At 64.3% G+C, this 16,607-nt stretch carries 12 protein-coding genes and 2 tRNA genes; 2 read left to right on the forward strand and 12 right to left on the reverse strand.

Features of this window, described 5'->3' with window-relative positions; all coding sequences use genetic code 11:
- Positions 1-93: 93 nt before the first annotated feature.
- The 8 genes from OU11_RS02865 to leuC all read right to left on the reverse strand — a co-directional run bounded on the left by OU11_RS02865 (position 94) and on the right by leuC (position 10,201).
- Complete coding sequence (locus tag OU11_RS02865; RefSeq protein WP_033514393.1) at positions 94-1,272, reverse strand: beta/alpha barrel domain-containing protein; 1,179 nt, start codon at positions 1,270-1,272, stop codon at positions 94-96.
- Between the two features lie 154 nt (positions 1,273-1,426).
- Entirely contained in the window at positions 1,427-2,089 is a 663-nt protein-coding gene (locus OU11_RS02870; protein WP_052122574.1) for an isopeptide-forming domain-containing protein, read from the reverse strand.
- Complete coding sequence (locus OU11_RS02875) at positions 2,086-2,985, reverse strand: class C sortase (RefSeq protein ID WP_206538219.1); 900 nt, start codon at positions 2,983-2,985, stop codon at positions 2,086-2,088. Before OU11_RS02875 ends, OU11_RS02870 begins: the two co-directional genes overlap by 4 nt.
- A 28-nt stretch (positions 2,986-3,013) precedes the next feature.
- Positions 3,014-4,447, reverse strand: coding sequence for a SpaH/EbpB family LPXTG-anchored major pilin (locus OU11_RS02880; protein WP_033514394.1), 1,434 nt, complete (start codon positions 4,445-4,447; stop codon positions 3,014-3,016).
- A 51-nt stretch (positions 4,448-4,498) separates the two neighbouring features.
- Positions 4,499-7,213, reverse strand: coding sequence for a DUF7601 domain-containing protein (locus OU11_RS08765; RefSeq protein ID WP_223224086.1), 2,715 nt, complete (start codon positions 7,211-7,213; stop codon positions 4,499-4,501).
- A gap of 48 nt (positions 7,214-7,261) precedes the next feature.
- Positions 7,262-7,732 (reverse strand): hypothetical protein, encoded by a 471-nt coding sequence (locus tag OU11_RS08770; RefSeq protein WP_052122576.1) that lies wholly within the window; start codon positions 7,730-7,732, stop codon positions 7,262-7,264.
- A 368-nt stretch (positions 7,733-8,100) separates the two neighbouring features.
- A complete protein-coding gene (gene leuD / locus OU11_RS02895; RefSeq protein WP_033514395.1) occupies positions 8,101-8,784 on the reverse strand; it encodes a 3-isopropylmalate dehydratase small subunit in 684 nt (227 codons plus the stop codon).
- Between the two features lie 13 nt (positions 8,785-8,797).
- Positions 8,798-10,201 (reverse strand): 3-isopropylmalate dehydratase large subunit, encoded by a 1,404-nt coding sequence (gene leuC, locus OU11_RS02900; RefSeq protein WP_033514396.1) that lies wholly within the window; start codon positions 10,199-10,201, stop codon positions 8,798-8,800.
- A 156-nt stretch (positions 10,202-10,357) separates the two neighbouring features.
- Here leuC and OU11_RS02905 point away from each other — a divergent pair, with 156 nt between their 5' ends.
- On the forward strand, positions 10,358-11,155 hold the full coding sequence (locus OU11_RS02905; RefSeq protein ID WP_033514397.1) for an IclR family transcriptional regulator: 798 nt from the start codon (positions 10,358-10,360) through the stop codon (positions 11,153-11,155).
- A gap of 103 nt (positions 11,156-11,258) precedes the next feature.
- Here the strand turns inward: OU11_RS02905 and OU11_RS02910 are convergent, their stop codons facing one another.
- The 4 genes from OU11_RS02910 to gltX form a co-directional block, all read right to left on the reverse strand.
- Complete coding sequence (locus OU11_RS02910) at positions 11,259-12,605, reverse strand: metallophosphoesterase family protein (RefSeq protein ID WP_033514398.1); 1,347 nt, start codon at positions 12,603-12,605, stop codon at positions 11,259-11,261.
- An 89-nt stretch (positions 12,606-12,694) separates the two neighbouring features.
- Positions 12,695-12,769, reverse strand: a tRNA-Gln gene (locus tag OU11_RS02915).
- Positions 12,770-12,807: 38 nt separating this feature from the next.
- Positions 12,808-12,880, reverse strand: a tRNA-Glu gene (locus OU11_RS02920).
- Between the two features lie 342 nt (positions 12,881-13,222).
- Positions 13,223-14,770 (reverse strand): glutamate--tRNA ligase, encoded by a 1,548-nt coding sequence (gene gltX / locus OU11_RS02925; protein WP_033514399.1) that lies wholly within the window; start codon positions 14,768-14,770, stop codon positions 13,223-13,225.
- A gap of 730 nt (positions 14,771-15,500) precedes the next feature.
- On the opposite strand from gltX, the gene OU11_RS02930 reads away from it, so the two are divergent.
- Positions 15,501-16,595, forward strand: a complete 1,095-nt coding sequence (locus OU11_RS02930; RefSeq protein ID WP_223224081.1) for an ABC transporter substrate-binding protein — start codon at positions 15,501-15,503, stop codon at positions 16,593-16,595.
- Positions 16,596-16,607: the final 12 nt, after the last annotated feature.

Consider the following 16,607-nt stretch of genomic DNA (forward strand, 5'->3'; position numbering starts at 1 on the left):
TTTCCAGTGTGCCACAACCCATGTGGCGACGCGGTGAAATGAGCCGTAAGCCGCATCCACCCCAGCCGCGATGTCCCCTTTGGGGTATATGCGCTAACGTTCCTTGATGCGCCGGGCGAGGCGTGCGTCCCACATGGCGCCGGTGGCGCTCATCACGGCATCGGCCCCGGCCGCGCGGTAGTCGTCGTAGTCGGACGGCTCCACCACGCCGCCCACGCCGATGATCGCGAAGTCCAGCCCGAGCCGTTCGCGGATCGCGGCCAGACGCGCCACCATGTCGAGTCCGGCATAGCGGATCGCGTGCCCGCACACGCCGCTGCGCTCGCGCCCCGCGCCCGGCAGCGCCTGGTTGCCGTTCGCGTCGACGAGCCGCGCGGAGATGGTGTTGATGGCGGCGATGCCCTGCACATTGCCGCGGGCCACGGTCTGCCGCACCATCAGTTCCAGCGCCGAGTCGTCGGTCACGCGCGCGTAGGTGTACCGCCCGGCGTCCGTGCCGTCCGCCCACGGCTCCGAGGCCACCGGCGGGATGTAGGCGAGCTTGATGACGAGCGGACGGTCGCCGATCTCGTTCTTAACGGCCTCGGTGATACGCCCGACCAGATGCGGGTCGTGGCACAGCAGACGGTTGTGTCCCTCGTTCGGACAGCTGGTGTTCATGGCCATCAGTCCCGCACCCGTCTCGCAGACGAGCCGCGCGGTGGTCACATGGTCGGCGATGTAGTCGTCCGTGGTCATGCCCTCGACGCGCGAGCCCTGGAAGCTGGGCACCAGCAGCTGGCCGGGACCGGCCGCCGCGATGGCGTTGCGCATGTCCGGCTGCCAGATGTCCGGGTCGCGCGAGGGCACGCCGAAGGAGTTGGAGATGGAGATCGGCGTCTCGTAGCGGGTGTCGGCGAGCACGCCCTCGTCCAGTTCGGCGCTGCCGGGGGTCAGCAGTCCGTCGGCCGACCGGGGGTGCACGGCGAGCACGTTCGGGAACGCGTTGCAGCCCCAGGCGCGCGAGCGCACGGTTTTGTACACGGCCAGATCGAAGCCCATGCGGAATGCGGCCGTGGTGAATCGTTCGTTGAGCAGTGGGCCGGCGGGAATACCGAACGGCAGGTTCACGGGGAAGCCGAGGAACGATTCGGACGGCGACCGCCCGTCGGCGACGCCACCGCTCGTCTCCGACTGCGTCAGCGCCTGCGCGAACGCGCCGAAGGGGCCTTGCGCATAGTTGTCCTCGTACGTGCGGTTGACGTCATAGAATGGCTCGAAATTCTGGCTCATGGTCCCATCTTGTCACAAGCCGGCCCCGGAACGCGGCGGTGGCGGGCAGCCTCCCCAAGGCTGTCCGCCACCGCGGTCAAAGTGTCCGGCCAATCCGGCAACGCCGGGGCGCCCGGTCGTATGCCGAGCGCCGCTGCGACGACTGTCGCTCCCGTCAGTCGGTCAGATCGTGGCCGGTGCGACGTGCGCGGCGGAAACGCGCCACGCCGATGATGCCGACCAGGACGAGCGCGGCCGCCGCGACGATTGCGGCAGGCACGACGGCGGAGCCGGTCTGCGGCGGGGTTTCCGGCGGCACGGGCGCCTTCTCCAGTTCCAGCTTCGGGCTGGCGTCCACGTCGTACAGGTATGCCTCGCCGTCGTTCATCGGCAGGCTCACCAGGAACGGGTTGATCGGCTCGTATCCGTCGGCCGGTTCGCCTTGGACCACCAGGTACAGGCCGATCTCGAGATCGGGGAAGGTCACGTGGCCTTCACCGTCGACGGCCACGGTGACGCCTTCCGGCTTCGCGGTTTCGGCGTAGTCGGCCAGAGCCTCCGCGGTTTCGGCCGATTCCACGTCGTCCAGGGACACTTCGCTGCCTGCGAATGCCTCGGTCAGTGCGAACCCGTAGTTGCCGTCGTCCGAGACCACGTCGCCCACGCGATACAGTGTGAGCGAGCCGCCCGGCACCGCGGCCCCGTCATAGGTCATCACGGCGCTGATCGTCCCCAATCGCGAGGCATCCGGCACCTCGTGGGCGCACGCGATGCCGCTGGGGACGAACATCAGCAGTACTGCGAGCACCAACGCCCGCAACCCCTTGTGCTTTGTCATCCGACGTCCTTCCTTGTCCTTCTGCGGGCCCGCGCCCACACCGCAAGCCCCGCCGCTGCCGCGATCACGACGATGACGGCGGCGACGGCGATAGCCGTCGTGCCGACCTGCGGCGTGCGGGTCGTCTCTTCCATGGTCCGGTTCGGTACGCGATGTCCGCGCACCAGCAACCGATGCGTATTGATGCCGTACGGCGTGCACGTGACCAGCGTGCAGTAGTCCTGATCCGGGTCGATGGCCAGATCGTCCATGTCGTACGGGTCCACAACCGAGATCTTGTCGACCTCGTAGGTCAGTGTTTCGTCAAGTACGTGGAGCATGAAGATGTCGCCTTCCTCGAGATCGTCAAGGTCGGTGAACAGCTTCGAGCTCGGCAGTCCGCGATGTCCGGACAGCACGGTGTGCGTGCCTTTGCCGCCGACGGGCAGCGAGCTGCCTTCCAGGTGGCCGGCGCCCACCTGCAGCACCGATGTTTCGGTGCCGTGGTAGATGGGCATCGAAACCCCCAGCGAGGGGATTTCCAGATAGCCCATCATGCCGGTGTCGGACACGGCGAGCAGGTTGTTGTACTCGGTGGTGTCCGCGGGGGTGGGAGTGAACCGGTCCGCGTCGGCCGCCAGCCCGGCGTTGTATTCGCGGGCGGCGTCGAGCATTTCGGTCACTCGCGCCTCATCCATGGCGGAGGTCTCCTCTGAATAGGCCACGATGGCCTGCGACTGATGGTAGGAGTTCCACAGGTTGCTGACGGTCGGGTACAGCAGCAGTCCCAGTCCGATCAGGAACACCAGCGCCAGCGCGATGCTGGACGGGCTGATGCGCCTGCTGCGGGACCGCCGCGACCGGCCGCCAGCGGGGCGTGCCCCGCTCCGGTGCCGTCCGGCTGGGGAACGGGACACGTCATGTTTCATCGGTTCAGCTCACCGCTCACTTCGCACGCTTGCGGGCCAGGAACACGGCGATGACGCCGAGCACCAGCGCGCCGCCCAGCGCGTAGAAGATCGTGGTGCCGATGCCGCCGGTGGACGGCAGCAGGGAGCCGGTCTTGTTGACGACGTGGATGCCGCCTTCATGCCAGATGCCGCCATCGACGGTCGCGTCGAGGTTGGCTTCCTTGACGGCGATCTCAACGCGCTCGGGGAGCTTGTTGTAGCCGTCCGGGGCTTTGGTCTCCTCGAGGTAGTAGTTGGTGTTGGCGTCGAAGCCCTTGATCTCGAGCTGGCCGTTGACGGTGGTGATGTACCCGACACCGGTCTCGCCGTCCTTCGCCAGGCGGTACACGCCGTCGGACACCTTGACCAAGGCGATCTCATTGCCGTCGGTCTTGGCGTCAAAGAGCTTGAACTGGGCGCCGTCGAGCACCTTGTTGTCACCGTCGGTCTTCACAACGTCGACCTTATAGGTGTAGGTCTTGGTCTCGTCCCACGTGGTCTCGTAATCGCTATCCTCGCCGAACTTGAGCTGGGTCTTGTTGGAATTACCGTCACCAGCGATGACCGCGTTCTCGTTCAACACGGCGCTGTAGGTCACAACGATGTCGGTGTTCTCAGTGATGGTGTCGAGGTAGGACTGGTGGAAAACGACTTCAAAGGTGCAGCCATCGTTAAGGCCGGTGGTGACGACGTGATAGTGACCAGAGTTCGCGTCCTGGCCCTTGCTGAGGCCGGCAGCCTCGATGGAATCGGGATCGAGCGTAAGGCCGGCAGACATGACGTCGTGAAGGACGTAGCTCTCGGCGCCAGGCTTGGCACCGATGGTGGTCTTGAACTCAACGGTCTGGCCAATCTCGGCGGTGTTCTTATCGCCCCAACCGGCAGAGTCCTCCTTGACCTCCTTCTTCACAGGAGGCTGCTCGTTCTTCTCGAACATCTCGACGTCAGGAGTGGTGGTGTCGAGCGAGCAGAGCGTGCCGAGCGAGGTGTCAACCAGGTAGTAGCCGAGGTTCAGACCCGTGAACTCGACGGTCGTACCGTCGGCGGTAACGGTCTCGTCGGGCTGGATGCCGGCCTCCTTGGCGTGGGCGATCGCGGCCTTGGCAAAGGCGGCGGCGTCAGCGTTCTCGACCCAGGTCACATAGCCCTGGGCGTCGATGGAGACGTACTCGGCCTGGGTCTGGCTCTCCAGCCAAGTCTTCCAGTCGGCGTTCGCCTTGTAGGCGTATGCATCCTTTTCCTCGTTGTAGCTCTCGAGCACGAGGACCTGGTACGCGTTGTACGTATGGCCCGACACGGCGTCATTGATGGTGATGGAGCCGCTGTTGTCATTGGTTCCGTTCGCCGCGTACGCGCTGGTGGGCAGCAGCATGGCGACGGACGCGAGGATCGCGAAGATCAACGCGACCAGTTTGTTTGGTTTCCTCATGGGTGTTGTCCTTTCTTGCATTGTTCCCCATTAGGTATGTGTGCAGCCCGTTCAGGACCGCGCCAGATTGATTGCCTGATTCCTGCGGCGCACGCCGTACACCACGGCGAACGTCATCAGCGTGAGTCCGCCGATACTCAGCGCCCAGACGCCGGAACCACCGGTGTTGGGCAACATCGGCCGGAACGTGTTGGTGAACACGACATAGCCGTTCTGGCCATCCAGAATCTCGCCTTTGGCAGTCACGCCATAAACGACCTCCGCACCGTCCACCTGGTTACTGACCGTGTAACCGTCTGGATCGCCGGTTTCCTCGATGGTGTACTTGGTGCCATACGGCAGGTAGTCGATAATCACGTATTCGTCTGCCTTGAGCTCGAAGGAGCCCTGGCCACCTTGAATCAGCTCGGCACCCAACGGGCTGCCATCCGCGGTATAGCGCATGATCGAATACTTATCGATAAGCGGGTTTTCGTCGGCATCGGTCAGCTTGACATCGAACGAGAACTTCAGGTTCTCATTTTCGGTGCCGACGACCTGCTTCAGAATTTTCAGCTGACCGGTGTCGTGTTTGACCGGCACCGAGGAGACCGACGGCAGCGTGAACTGCATGTAGCAGGTGGAGCCGGACAGACCGCGCTCGGTATAGTAGAACTTGAGCGTGTGCTTGCCAGCGTTGCCCTTCTTGATGTAGTCCCACAGGTTGACGTACTCGCCGATGGAGCTGTGCACGCCGCCGATATCGCAGACAAGCCTGCCATCAAGGAAGACCCACATATCGTCGTCGCCGAAGAAGTAGTACTCCAGCGGACCGACGTAGTCCTCGGTCAGCTCGAACTCGACCGTATACTGCATGCCGAACATGTTGTTGTGGGCGTGGCCGTCGTCGCTGGTCGGGTATTGATTGTTGCCGCCGAATCCGACGTAGTCCCCCTCGCCTCGGTAATCTCCCGTAAGACCGTCTTTACCGGCGTGTCCATCCATAGGCCAGAAGTTGTTGGTCCAGATATGGTCATAGGGAGCCTGGCCGGGAGTTTGAGGATTGTTGAAGTACTCCAGCCCGGTCAGTTCGGTACCATTCACCGCGGTAAGCGTATAGGTGTCACCAGAGCGATTGAAGCCCAGAGACAAATCGTCATAAATAGTCTTGCCCGTCGCATTGCCGTCGTCGAACAGGTTGGGCGCATTGACACCGTCAGCATATTGAATATGGCCTTCGGAGTCGAGACCGGTCACCAAGCCGAACGTAGCACCGTTCTTACCACCTCCGAGATGGTTATACTGGTTGAGATAATTGCTTTTCCCGTCTTTATCCGTCCACTCCACTCCCCAGACCTGACCGGTGCTATAGTTCTTACCTTCGAGACCGATGCCCGTGTTGGCATTGCCGAAGAGCAGCTTGGCACCACTGCCCGTGTAGTTGCCGGGGCTATTGATACCATGTTGTTGGCTCACTTCATCCCACGTGTGCCTGCCGTCATCAGTGATGTCATAGTCATAGAACGTGGCGGCGTTGTTGTACGTGTCCGTCGTGGTGTTCGCGACAAGACGAATCACCGTGTTGTCATCAATAACAATGGCATTTTCACCAGCCGAACTCTCACTGTTGGTAAAAGTAAGACCGTCGGGATCGTCGTAAATACTCCAATCCTCACGATTAGTGCTGTTTGCGTTCTTGCCGTGCTTGAGTACCCAGACCTCGTTGACCGTATAGTTGTCGTTATCACTGAAGATATTCATGTACGGCAGGCTCGGCGCTTCAAAGTATTTGTACTTGTTGGCGGTGTATAGCTCGGTGAGTTTCGTTTCGGTTTCGATTTTGTACCTGCCATTGCCGGCATCCGCAAGACTCAAGCTAGTAGTCGACACACCAGCGCCCTCAGCATTAGTGGGGAGCTTTCCGCCTAGGCTGTTGCCGCCATTGTCGGTATTGATAATCTCCAGAACGCCACCATTGTCTCTCGTGGCCACGTCAAGGTACGCGTAGTACTGCACGGTGAAGTGCGGGTTGGACGCCGAGTTGGCGGTCAGGCCCAGCACCGGCGCGGCGCTGTCCAACGTCACGTCCAGCGTCTTCGTCTCGTCCTCGTTCTGCGCCACCATCACGGTGCCGAGTTCCTCGGTCGCGCCGTTCAGCGCGGTGACCTCCACGCCGGTCTCCGCTTCGGCGGCCGCCTTCGGAGCGGCACCGGCGGCGACCAGCGCGGCGGTCGGAGCGACCGTGGCGCTGAGCTCGCAGCCCGACACGTCCAGGGCCTGTCCCTGGTAGGTGAATCCGAAGTCCAGCGCGGTCACGTTGAGCACGTCGCCGGCATCATCCTTGGATTCGGCGTAGTCCTCGACGGCCTGCCACTCCGGCTGGCTTTCGTCGAGCACGTCCACGGTCATCGCCAGATCGCCGGAGGCGTCGGAGATCACCGCGTCGGCGGCGGGTGCCTCGGCGTCCGAGACCACGGCGTCGCCGCGCACCGTCACGTCGACGGTGTACTCGTCGTTCGCGTAGGTCAGCGTCTGGTCGAGCGTCACCGTGCCGTCGGGCTGCTCCTCCACCACGTCGGCGTCCTGCTTCGGCGTCTCGTCGACGGTCTCGGCGGGCGTCTCGTCGGTCGCCTGATCCGGCGTTTCTGCGTCGCCGGCAACCTCCTCGTCACCGGTCGGCGTCTCGGTCTGGTCCTCCGTCTGCGTCGGCGCAACCACCGCCGGCGGCACCGGGTCCGACGTCGAAGCCGGTTCCGCCGCCGCGGACGGCACATACAGGCAGGCCACCGCCGCCAACGCCGCGACTACTGAGCGTAGCTTCCTCATATTCTCTCCTTAGCGTTCCGACGGCACCGGTTGCGCCGCCGTGATGGTTCCCCTGGTCGTAGTGTCAAGCCCGTATGGCTCCGCGCCCTCCCCGCCGAGTCGGTCCAGACGGGATTCGATGCAGGCGAGACGTTCCTCGATGCGCTGTATGCAGGCCGCCATATCCGTCAGCGTCGGTTCGGCGACGGCCGTCGTGTGACGTGGGCTGATGCGTCCCCGATCCTCCCCGCCGGGAACGGATTTGTTCCAGCGGGCGATCGACCGTTCGATGCGCTTCTGCCCGATCAACTGCGACGGCATGCCCGCCTCATCGAAGATGTGGGTGGCGGACTCGCCGGCACGGTACCGACGGACGCACTCCTGCTTGAAGGCGTCGTTGTAGTAGATACGTCCTTCGGTCACGCGTTCGACCGCAGGCAGCGAGGCCAGGTACGACCTCTCCCTGCGGCTGAACAGTTCAGCGTGACCGGTTTCAGCCATCGCGGCTCCCCTTCATCGAAACTGTGGTTGATGTACATACCGTTTTACATACCCCCCTCGACCACCCTAACACCCCCGACATTATGTCGACACGAGGGTTCCGCGCGGGCCCATCCCCCATTGCTCCATCGCAACAACACCGCTAAATTCCTTGAATACGGCGGTCTCGACACACACGCGGAACCCGCCCACACCCCCGTAACCCCCGTACTATGCCATTCGGCATCCGCTCCCACCACATACCCCGAAGTGGAACGTCATCCTCCGCCCAACACAAAACCGCGCCGCGACCACAGACCCGCCTCAGGCGAATCCGCAGTCACGACGCGGTCACGTCAATGCCGGCCCGGCCGGCCCGATCATACCGATCAGCGAGCGCTCAGCGGCCCCTGCCAGTCCGGATACTCCACGTCACGCGCGGATTCGACTGGCTCCTCCGGCAGATGCTTGGCCGGAATCGTCTTGGGCTTGAACGGGAACTTCTCGGCGCGCATCTTCTCGTACGCGGCGATCTCGTCCTCGTGCTGCAGCGTCAGGTCGATGTCGTCGTAGCCGTTCATCAGACGCCAACGGGTGTAGTCGTTGACCTCGAACGGCAGCGTCACATCACCGCAGGTCACGGTGCGCTCGCCCAGATCCACGTTCATCTCGCGGCCGGGCTCCTCCTCGAGCAGCTTCCACAGCAGCTCCACGGACTCCTGCGGCATGATGGCCGCCAGCACGCCGTTCTTGGCGGTGTTGCCGTAGAAGATGTCCGCGAAGCGCGGGGAGATGACCACGCGGAAACCGTAGTCGTGCAGGGCCCACACCGCGTGCTCGCGGGAGGAGCCGATGCCGAAGTCCGGCCCGGCCACCAGGATGCGGCCCTTGCCCGCATACTCGGGCTTGTTCAGAATGAAGTCCGGATCGCGGCGCCACGCGTAGAACAGGGCGTCGTCGAAGCCGGTCTTGGTCACGCGCTTCAGGAACACGGCGGGGATGATCTGGTCGGTGTCCACGTTCGAACGGCGCAGCGGCACGCCCACGCCGGTAACAACAGTCAGCTTTTCCATCAGTCTTTATCCTTTACAGATCGGCGGGGCAGGAGATGGTGCCGCGGATGGCGGTGGCGGCGGCCACGGCGGGAGACGCCAGATGCGTGCGGCCGCCCTTGCCCTGCCGGCCTTCGAAGTTGCGGTTCGAGGTGGAGATGCAGCGTTCGCCCGGCACCAGCTTGTCCGGGTTCATGCCCAGGCACATCGAGCAGCCGGCGTTGCGCCACTCGGCGCCGAAGTCCTTGAAGATCCGGTCCAGCCCTTCCTTCTCCGCCTGCAGGCGCACGCGGGAGGAGGCCGGTACCACCAGCACACGGTGGATCGACTCGGCCTTGTGATGGCCCTTCATGATCGCGGCGGCCTCGCGCAGGTCCTCGATGCGGCCGTTCGTGCACGATCCGATGAACACCGTGTCCACCGGGATGTCCTTGATCGGCGTGCCTGGTTCCAGCCCCATGTACTTGAGCGCGGAGGCGGCTGCGTTGCGCGCGGTCTCGTCGGCGATCTGTTCCGGAACCGGCACCGTGGCGGTGATCGGCGCGCCCTGGCCCGGGTTCGTGCCCCAGGTCACGAACGGCTGCAGGTCGGCGGCGTTCAGCGTCACCTCCTTGTCGAACACGGCGTCGTCGTCGGTTTTCAGCGTCTTCCAGTATTCGACGGCCTTGTCCCACATCTCACCCTCCGGCGCGTGCGGACGGCCCTTCAGGTACTCGAAGGTCACCTCGTCGGGGGCGATCATGCCGGCGCGGGCGCCCGCCTCGATCGACATGTTGCAGATCGTCATGCGCGCGTCCATCGAGAGTTTGCGGATGGCCTCGCCACGGTATTCGATCACGTGGCCCTGGCCGCCGCCGGTGCCGATCTTGGCGATGATGGCCAGGATGATGTCCTTGGCGGTCACGCCTTCGGGCAGCTCGCCCTCCACGTTCACGGCCATGGTCTTGAACGGCTTGAGGCTCAGGGTCTGCGTGGCCATCACGTGCTCGACCTCGGAGGTGCCGATGCCGAACGCGAGCGCGCCGAACGCGCCGTGCGTGGAGGTGTGCGAGTCGCCGCATACGATGGTCATGCCCGGCTGGGTCAGGCCCAGGATCGGGGCGAAGGCGTGCACGATGCCCTGGTCGGCGTCTCCCAGCGGGTGCAGGCGCACGCCGAATTCCTCGCAGTTGCGTTCCAGCGTGGTCAGCTGCGTGGCGCTCGTCTCGTCCGGGTTCGGACGGTCGATGTCCACGGTGGGCGTGTTGTGGTCCTCGGTGGCGATCAACTGATCGACGTGGCGCGGCTTGCGTCCGGCCAGACGCAGTCCCTCGAACGCCTGCGGGCTGGTGACTTCGTGCATCAGCATCAGGTCGATGTACAGCAGATCGGGCGCGCCATCGTCACCCTTGCGTACCAGATGGTCGGCCCAGACCTTTTCGGCCAACGTACTTCCCATATTCCAAGTCTCCTTTGGTGTCAACCGTTTTGGGTTTCTCACCGTAAAAAAACTTCAGCCATGCGGTATCCACATGGCCTCTCCTGTACGAGTATGGAGCCTGAACGGGGGCGCGAACTTTTGCGTTTCGAAATATGAGATGGCATAATCCAATGTATGACTGCTTCCAACACCACTGACCAGATTGCGGATCAGACCGCCGAGTCCGCGCTCAATGTTGTCCCGGATAACGAGATCCACTCCGGCGTCGGCGTGCTCGATAAAACCGTCAAGATCCTGGATGCGCTGGAATCCGGCCCCGCCACGCTGGCGCAGCTGGTCTCCGCAACCGGTTTGGCGCGGCCGACCGCACACCGTCTGGCGATTGCGTTGGAGCGGCATCGTTTCGTCCTGCGCGACCAGCACGGGCGGTTCACGCTCGGCTCGCGGTTCGCCGAGCTGGCCGCGGCCGCCGGCGAGGATCGCCTGCTCACCGCCGCCGGTCCGATGCTGCAGACCCTGCTGGACCGCACCGGCGAGTCGGCGCAGATCTACCGTCGTCAGGGCGACCAGCGCGTGTGCATCGCCGCCGTGGAACGCGCCTCCGGCCTGAGGGATTCGATTCCGGTGGGCGCCATGCTGTCGATGGAGGCCGGCTCGGCCGCGCAGATCCTGCTGGCCTGGGAGGATTCGGAACGGCTGCACCAGGGCCTGCGCCACGCCAAGTTCACCGCCGCCAAGCTCGCCGCCGTGCGCAAGCGCGGATGGGCCGAATCGATCAACGAACGCGACGAGGGCGTGTGCTCGGTGTCCGCGCCGATCCGCAACGCCTCCGGACAGGTCATCGCCGCCATCTCCATCTCCGGCCCCAACAGCCGTATGGGCGCCGCACCCGGGCGTCGCTACGCACCGCTGGTCATGGCCGCAGGCAAGTATCTGACCGACGCACTGGTCAAGGCCAGCACCAGCCGCTGACCCTTACTGATTCCATGTATTTCGGAAGGCCCTGGTTGACTCCGACCGGGGCCTTCCGGCTACCTTGCCGGTCCCGGCCAATCCCGGCCGGTTTTGGTCACGCTCAGCGCGCCTTACGGCGACGGACGATTCCCGCCAGCCAGGACCATATGCCCGGCTTATGCAGCAGATCCATGCCTTCGGCATCCGGCTTGACGCTGGTCATGCCGTACACATACGCCTTCTTGGAGTTCGGCTTGCCCACCAGGTCGCCGAATTCCAGCAGCTGCGTGCGCGGCTCATGCGGATGCCGGATATCGAACTCGAACAGACGGGCGGCACGTTTCTCCGGCACCGGACCATACGAGCCGAACCCGCAGGTCGGCGTGGCCACCAGCATGATGCCGTTATGCGCGCCGACGAACCCGTTGCGATGATCATGGCCGACCGCCACGGCGAAGTATCCGCGGGTCTCCTTCAGCAGCGCGAACTCGCCGTAATCATGGTCCGGGCAGCTGATGCCCTCGCCCAGGTAGCTGCCGGGCTCGGTTTTCGTCTCATCCAGCACGTAGCTGTGTCCATCAAACGCACGGTAGCCTTGAATCGCGTTCGCCGCGTTCGCGGGAACCTCGCGCAGCAGATCGTAATACTGCGGCATCGCCATATGCTGAAACAGCATCGACTGCTCCCCCAACAGCTCCGGCACCCTGCGCAGGAACGAGAACCCCTTGCCGGACGGCGCACCGTACCCCCCGGAGCGCGCGTAGTCGCCCGAATCCAGCAACACCAGCCCCAACACCGTATGGGTGTGGTCCACATCCGACACCGGCAGGGCGAACGTGCCCGGCTCGCACGGGTACACCAACTGGTCAGGCAGACCGGACCCCGGCATCGTACGCGGATGGTCCGCGCTGGCGGCCGTGGATTCCGGGTTCAGACATCCGGGGAATTCCCGGTAGATCGCATCCAATTCGGCATTGTCCAAGCCGCACTGGAAATCATGGTTGCCGTAGGTCACCGCCCACGGGATGCCGCGCTCCGCGAGCGGCGCCGTAAACTGGCCGATCATGCCGCGCACCTTCTCGCGCGTACGCTCCAGATCGGCGGCACGGCGCTCCGCGGCGCGACGGTCGGCGGACTTGACCGCCGCGAATCCGCCCGACCAGCGGCGCTTACGGAAGGTATCGGCATAGGCCGTGTCATACCCGGCGACCTGGTTGCCGGTGAAGATCACGACATCGGGCCGCGTGGCGTCCAACGAGGCCTCGATCAGGCGGATCGTGTCGGACGAGACCTTCGGACCGTCCTGGATGTCGGCGAACTGCAACACGCGGAATTTACCGGACTCGTGAAACTGCAGCCGGCCCAATCGCGCGGACACGGAGACCGGACGCCCATCGGCGGCATCGGCCGGGCGGATACGCGGGCGCGAGGACTGCGTGGCTTTCTCACCGTGCTGTTGTTCGCTCATGCTTACAGGGTAGACCACTCGCACGGCAATGTGCAGTCCGCCGCGCCTCACGGTGGATAACAAAAAACCCTCGCTACTGCGAGGGTCCTTGGCTGGGGTGCCTGGACTCGAACCAAGAATGGCTGAACCAGAATCAGCTGTGTTGCCAATTACACCACACCCCAATGGGAGGCGACTGCAACTAACAGCTGCGTCGTCTTCGTACCCCCAACCGGATTTGAACCGGTGTTGGCGCCGTGAGAGGGCGTAGTCCTAGACCGCTAGACGATGGGGGCTCTGTTCTGTTTTCTTGCTGCTCGCTGAGCGGCAACAGATGTTTAATATACAGAGGTTTCCGCACCTGCGCAACTTACGGCGTGTCGCCTTATTTTCCAACGATTTGCACCAATCCTTCGAGACAGTGCCCGCAACCTTCTGACAACACGCCGCCGGACGTGATGGTGGGGCGCACCAACCAACCATCCAGTCACCTTTTGCTTGACAATCGACAAGCAAAAGGTGACTACCGGAACGCAGCGTCTCCGCAGGACGTGCCACGAGCAGACACCGCAGCGGAACCACGGATACAGAAAAACCCGCCGCAGCCGGACTATGCCGGAGCGGCGGGCGCGCGTCAATCACAGGTGGGCGCGCAGGCCCTCCAGACGGGCGATGGACACGGCCTTGCCGACGATCTCCATCGACTCGAACAGCGGCGGGGACACGCGACGGCCGGACATCGCCACGCGCACCGGGCCGTACGCCAGACGCGGCTTGTAGCCGCCCTCCTCCACCAGCGCCTTGTCGAGCAGCTCATGCAGCGGCTCGGCCTTCCAATCGGCCTCATCCACGCCGCGCAGCGCCTCGATCGCCTTGTCGAGCACGTCGCCGGCGGAATCCTTCAGCTGCTTGCGGGCGTCCGCATCCGGCTCGATGTACCCCTCGGTCGACAGCAGCGAACCGGCCATGCCGGACACCTCACCCAGCAGGCGCACGCGCGGCTGGACCAGCGGGGCGGCGGCGGTCAGCACCTCGCGCTCACGGTCGGTCAGCGCATCCCATGCATCGGCCGAAACCACGCCGTCGCGGTGCAGGTACGGCACGGAGCGGCGCAGGAAATCATCGGCGTCGAGCATGCGGATGTGCTCCGCGTTGATCGAGATCGCCTTATCCAGGTCGAAGTGGGCGGGATTGGCCTTCACGTCGCGCACGTCGAACTTCTCGATCATCTCCTGCATCGAGAACACGTCGCGGTCCGGAGCGATGGACCAGCCCAGAAGCGCCAGATAGTTGAGCAGACCCTCGGGGATGAAGCCGTTCTCGCGGTGCAGGAACAGGTTCGACTCCGGGTCGCGCTTGGAGAGCTTCTTCTTGCCCTCGCCCATCACGTACGGCATGTGGCCGAACACCGGCATCTCCTTGGCCACACCCAGCTCCATCAGGTACCGGTAGAGCACGATCTGGCGCGGGGTGGAGCTCAGCAGGTCCTCACCGCGCAGCACCACGTTCACGTCCATCATCGCGTCATCGACCGGGTTGGTCAGCGTGTACAGCGGGTCGCCGTTCGGGCGGACGATCACGTAATCCGGCACCGAACCGGCCTTGAACTCGATGCGGCCGCGGATCAGGTCGTCGAACACGATGTCCTCATCGGGCATGCGGATGCGCAGCGCGGGCTGGCGGCCCTCCGCGCGGAACGCGGCCTTCTGCTCCTCGCTCAGGTCGCGATCGAAGCCGTCATAGCCGAACTCGGCCGGACGGCCGGCGGCGATATTGCGCTCCTTAATCTCGTCCGGCGTCGAGTACGACTCGTAGGCGTACCCGGCCTCGAGCAGGCGTGCGGCCACGTCCTTGTAGATGGCGGAACGCTCGGACTGGCGGTACGGGCCGTGCGGGCCGCCGACCTCCACGCCCTCGTCCCAGTCCAGGCCGAGCCAGCGCAGCGCGTCGAGGATCTGGTTGTAGCTCTCCTCGGAGTCGCGGGCGGCATCGGTGTCCTCGATGCGGAACACGAAGGTGCCGCCGGTGTGGCGGGCCTCCGCCCAGTTGAACAGGGCGGTGCGGACCATGCCCACATGCGGGGTGCCGGTCGGAGAGGGGCAGAACCGCACACGGACGTTCTCGGGCAGTTCGGGCTTGTCGTCGCGCTTGTCGACGGTCGGTTCAGTGGTTGCAGCTTCAGTCATAGCCCCTATTGTGCCGCGCGTGCGGGACGCGGGGCGTCCGCCGCCTTCATGTGTTGCGGCCGTGGCCGGCAAGGGGGTTCACTCCATTAGTCAACAGTTGAAAAAGTGGCGAAAACCGAGCCGGCTCCGCACACCAATCAACAGTTGAGAACATGGCCCAGTAGAAAAGATGGCGGAAAAGGCCCATCCCGCGCACAGTATCCAACAGTTGAAACTCGACACTGTAGAAAACCTGGCGGAAAACGGGCCGGCCCCGCACACCAGTCAACAGTTGAGAAGGTGGCTCCGCCGGACAGGCCGGAAATCCTTAGGGCGGATATACTGGGAGGGTTCGCGCGGTTGGTGGCAGCAACCGTGCCACACATCGACAATTCACGCACCTTTGGTGGTGATCTGCGTCCGACGCCCGGCCTGTGCCGCGTCCGACGGCAGGAACCATGGCAGGTGCCGGTTCGATGCGACGCGCGGGCTCCTCACCTTCCCGCCTCCATCGCCTCGGGCCGTAGGTATCGCGTAACCGCGCGGAAGGCAAGGTGATGACATGAGGTTGAGGACGACAACAACACGGGACACCATGCGAACGGAAGCCTTAAGGCAACCGTCCGCTACACGCCAGCCGGCAACCACAGCCCAGTCCGCTACACGCCAGCCGGCAACCACAGCCCAGTCCGATACACGCCAGCCGGCAACCACAAGACGATCGTCATTCACACAAGCGACGCTGCGTGCCGTGCGTCGTCATTTCTTGGGTTCCTGGGTGAAGCGATTGTCCGCCACACATGCGCTGCGGCGCGCTGCGGCGCTGCTTTCGGGGCTCGCGCTGGTCATGGGGGCGGGGGCCTGTTCGGCTGGAACCACGGCGACCAATGGGGGTTCGGACGCCTACGCGGAGATCTCGTTCATGCTGGATTGGACGCCGAACACCAACCATATCGGCCTGTATGTGGCGCAGGAGCTCGGCTATTTCAAGGATGCGGGCGTGGACGTGACCATCCTGCCGACAGCGCAGGCCGGGGCGGAAACCTCGGTGGAGAACGGCGTGGCGAACGTGGGGTTTACCACGTTGAGCAACGTGGCCGCATTCAACGCGCAGGGTGCGGACCTGAAGATGGTGTTCGACCTGACGCAGCAGCCGGTGGCTCGCTGGTGCTCGCTCGCCTCGCGCGCCGACATCTCCACGCCGAAGGATTTCGATGGCAAGACCTTCGTGAGCTTCGGCTCGGCCGAGCAGACCGCCGTGCTGCGGCAGATGATCCGCACCGCCGGCGGTTCGGGCGAGTTCGAGACCGCCACGGCCGGCACGAACACGTTCCAGGCGCTGACCAACGGCCAGGGCGATTTCGGCGGGTTCTACGTGACGTGGGAGAACGTGGAAAGCGAGCTGAACGGACCTGCGCTGCAGTGCTTCGTGGCGTCCGATTGGGGCGTGCCGGGCAATCCGGACCAGCTCGGGTTCGCCGTGAACGATTCCTGGCTTCAGGATGCCGGCCACGCCGACGCGCTGGAACGGTTCCTCGGCGCGGCACGTCGTGGTTACGACTACGCCTTGACGCACCCGGATGAGGCGTCGGACATCCTGGTCGAGCAGGCCGGCGAGGCGCAGCTCGATCCGGAACTCGTCCGCGCTTCGATGCGGGAGATCGTGGACGGCGGCTATTGGACCGTCGATGACCCGGACTCCGTGCCGGGCACCGTGGATCTCGACGCCGCGCAGGACTACATCGACTTCCTCTACGAGAACGGCACCTACACGGATGCCGACGGCTCGCCGCTGCCGGCCGCCCCTCAGGCCGCCGACCTGGCCACCAACGAGTATCTGGGCTGATTGCCCTGCACT

It is taken from the genome of Bifidobacterium pullorum DSM 20433, assembly GCF_000771405.1.
Lineage (GTDB): Bacteria > Actinomycetota > Actinomycetes > Actinomycetales > Bifidobacteriaceae > Bifidobacterium > Bifidobacterium pullorum.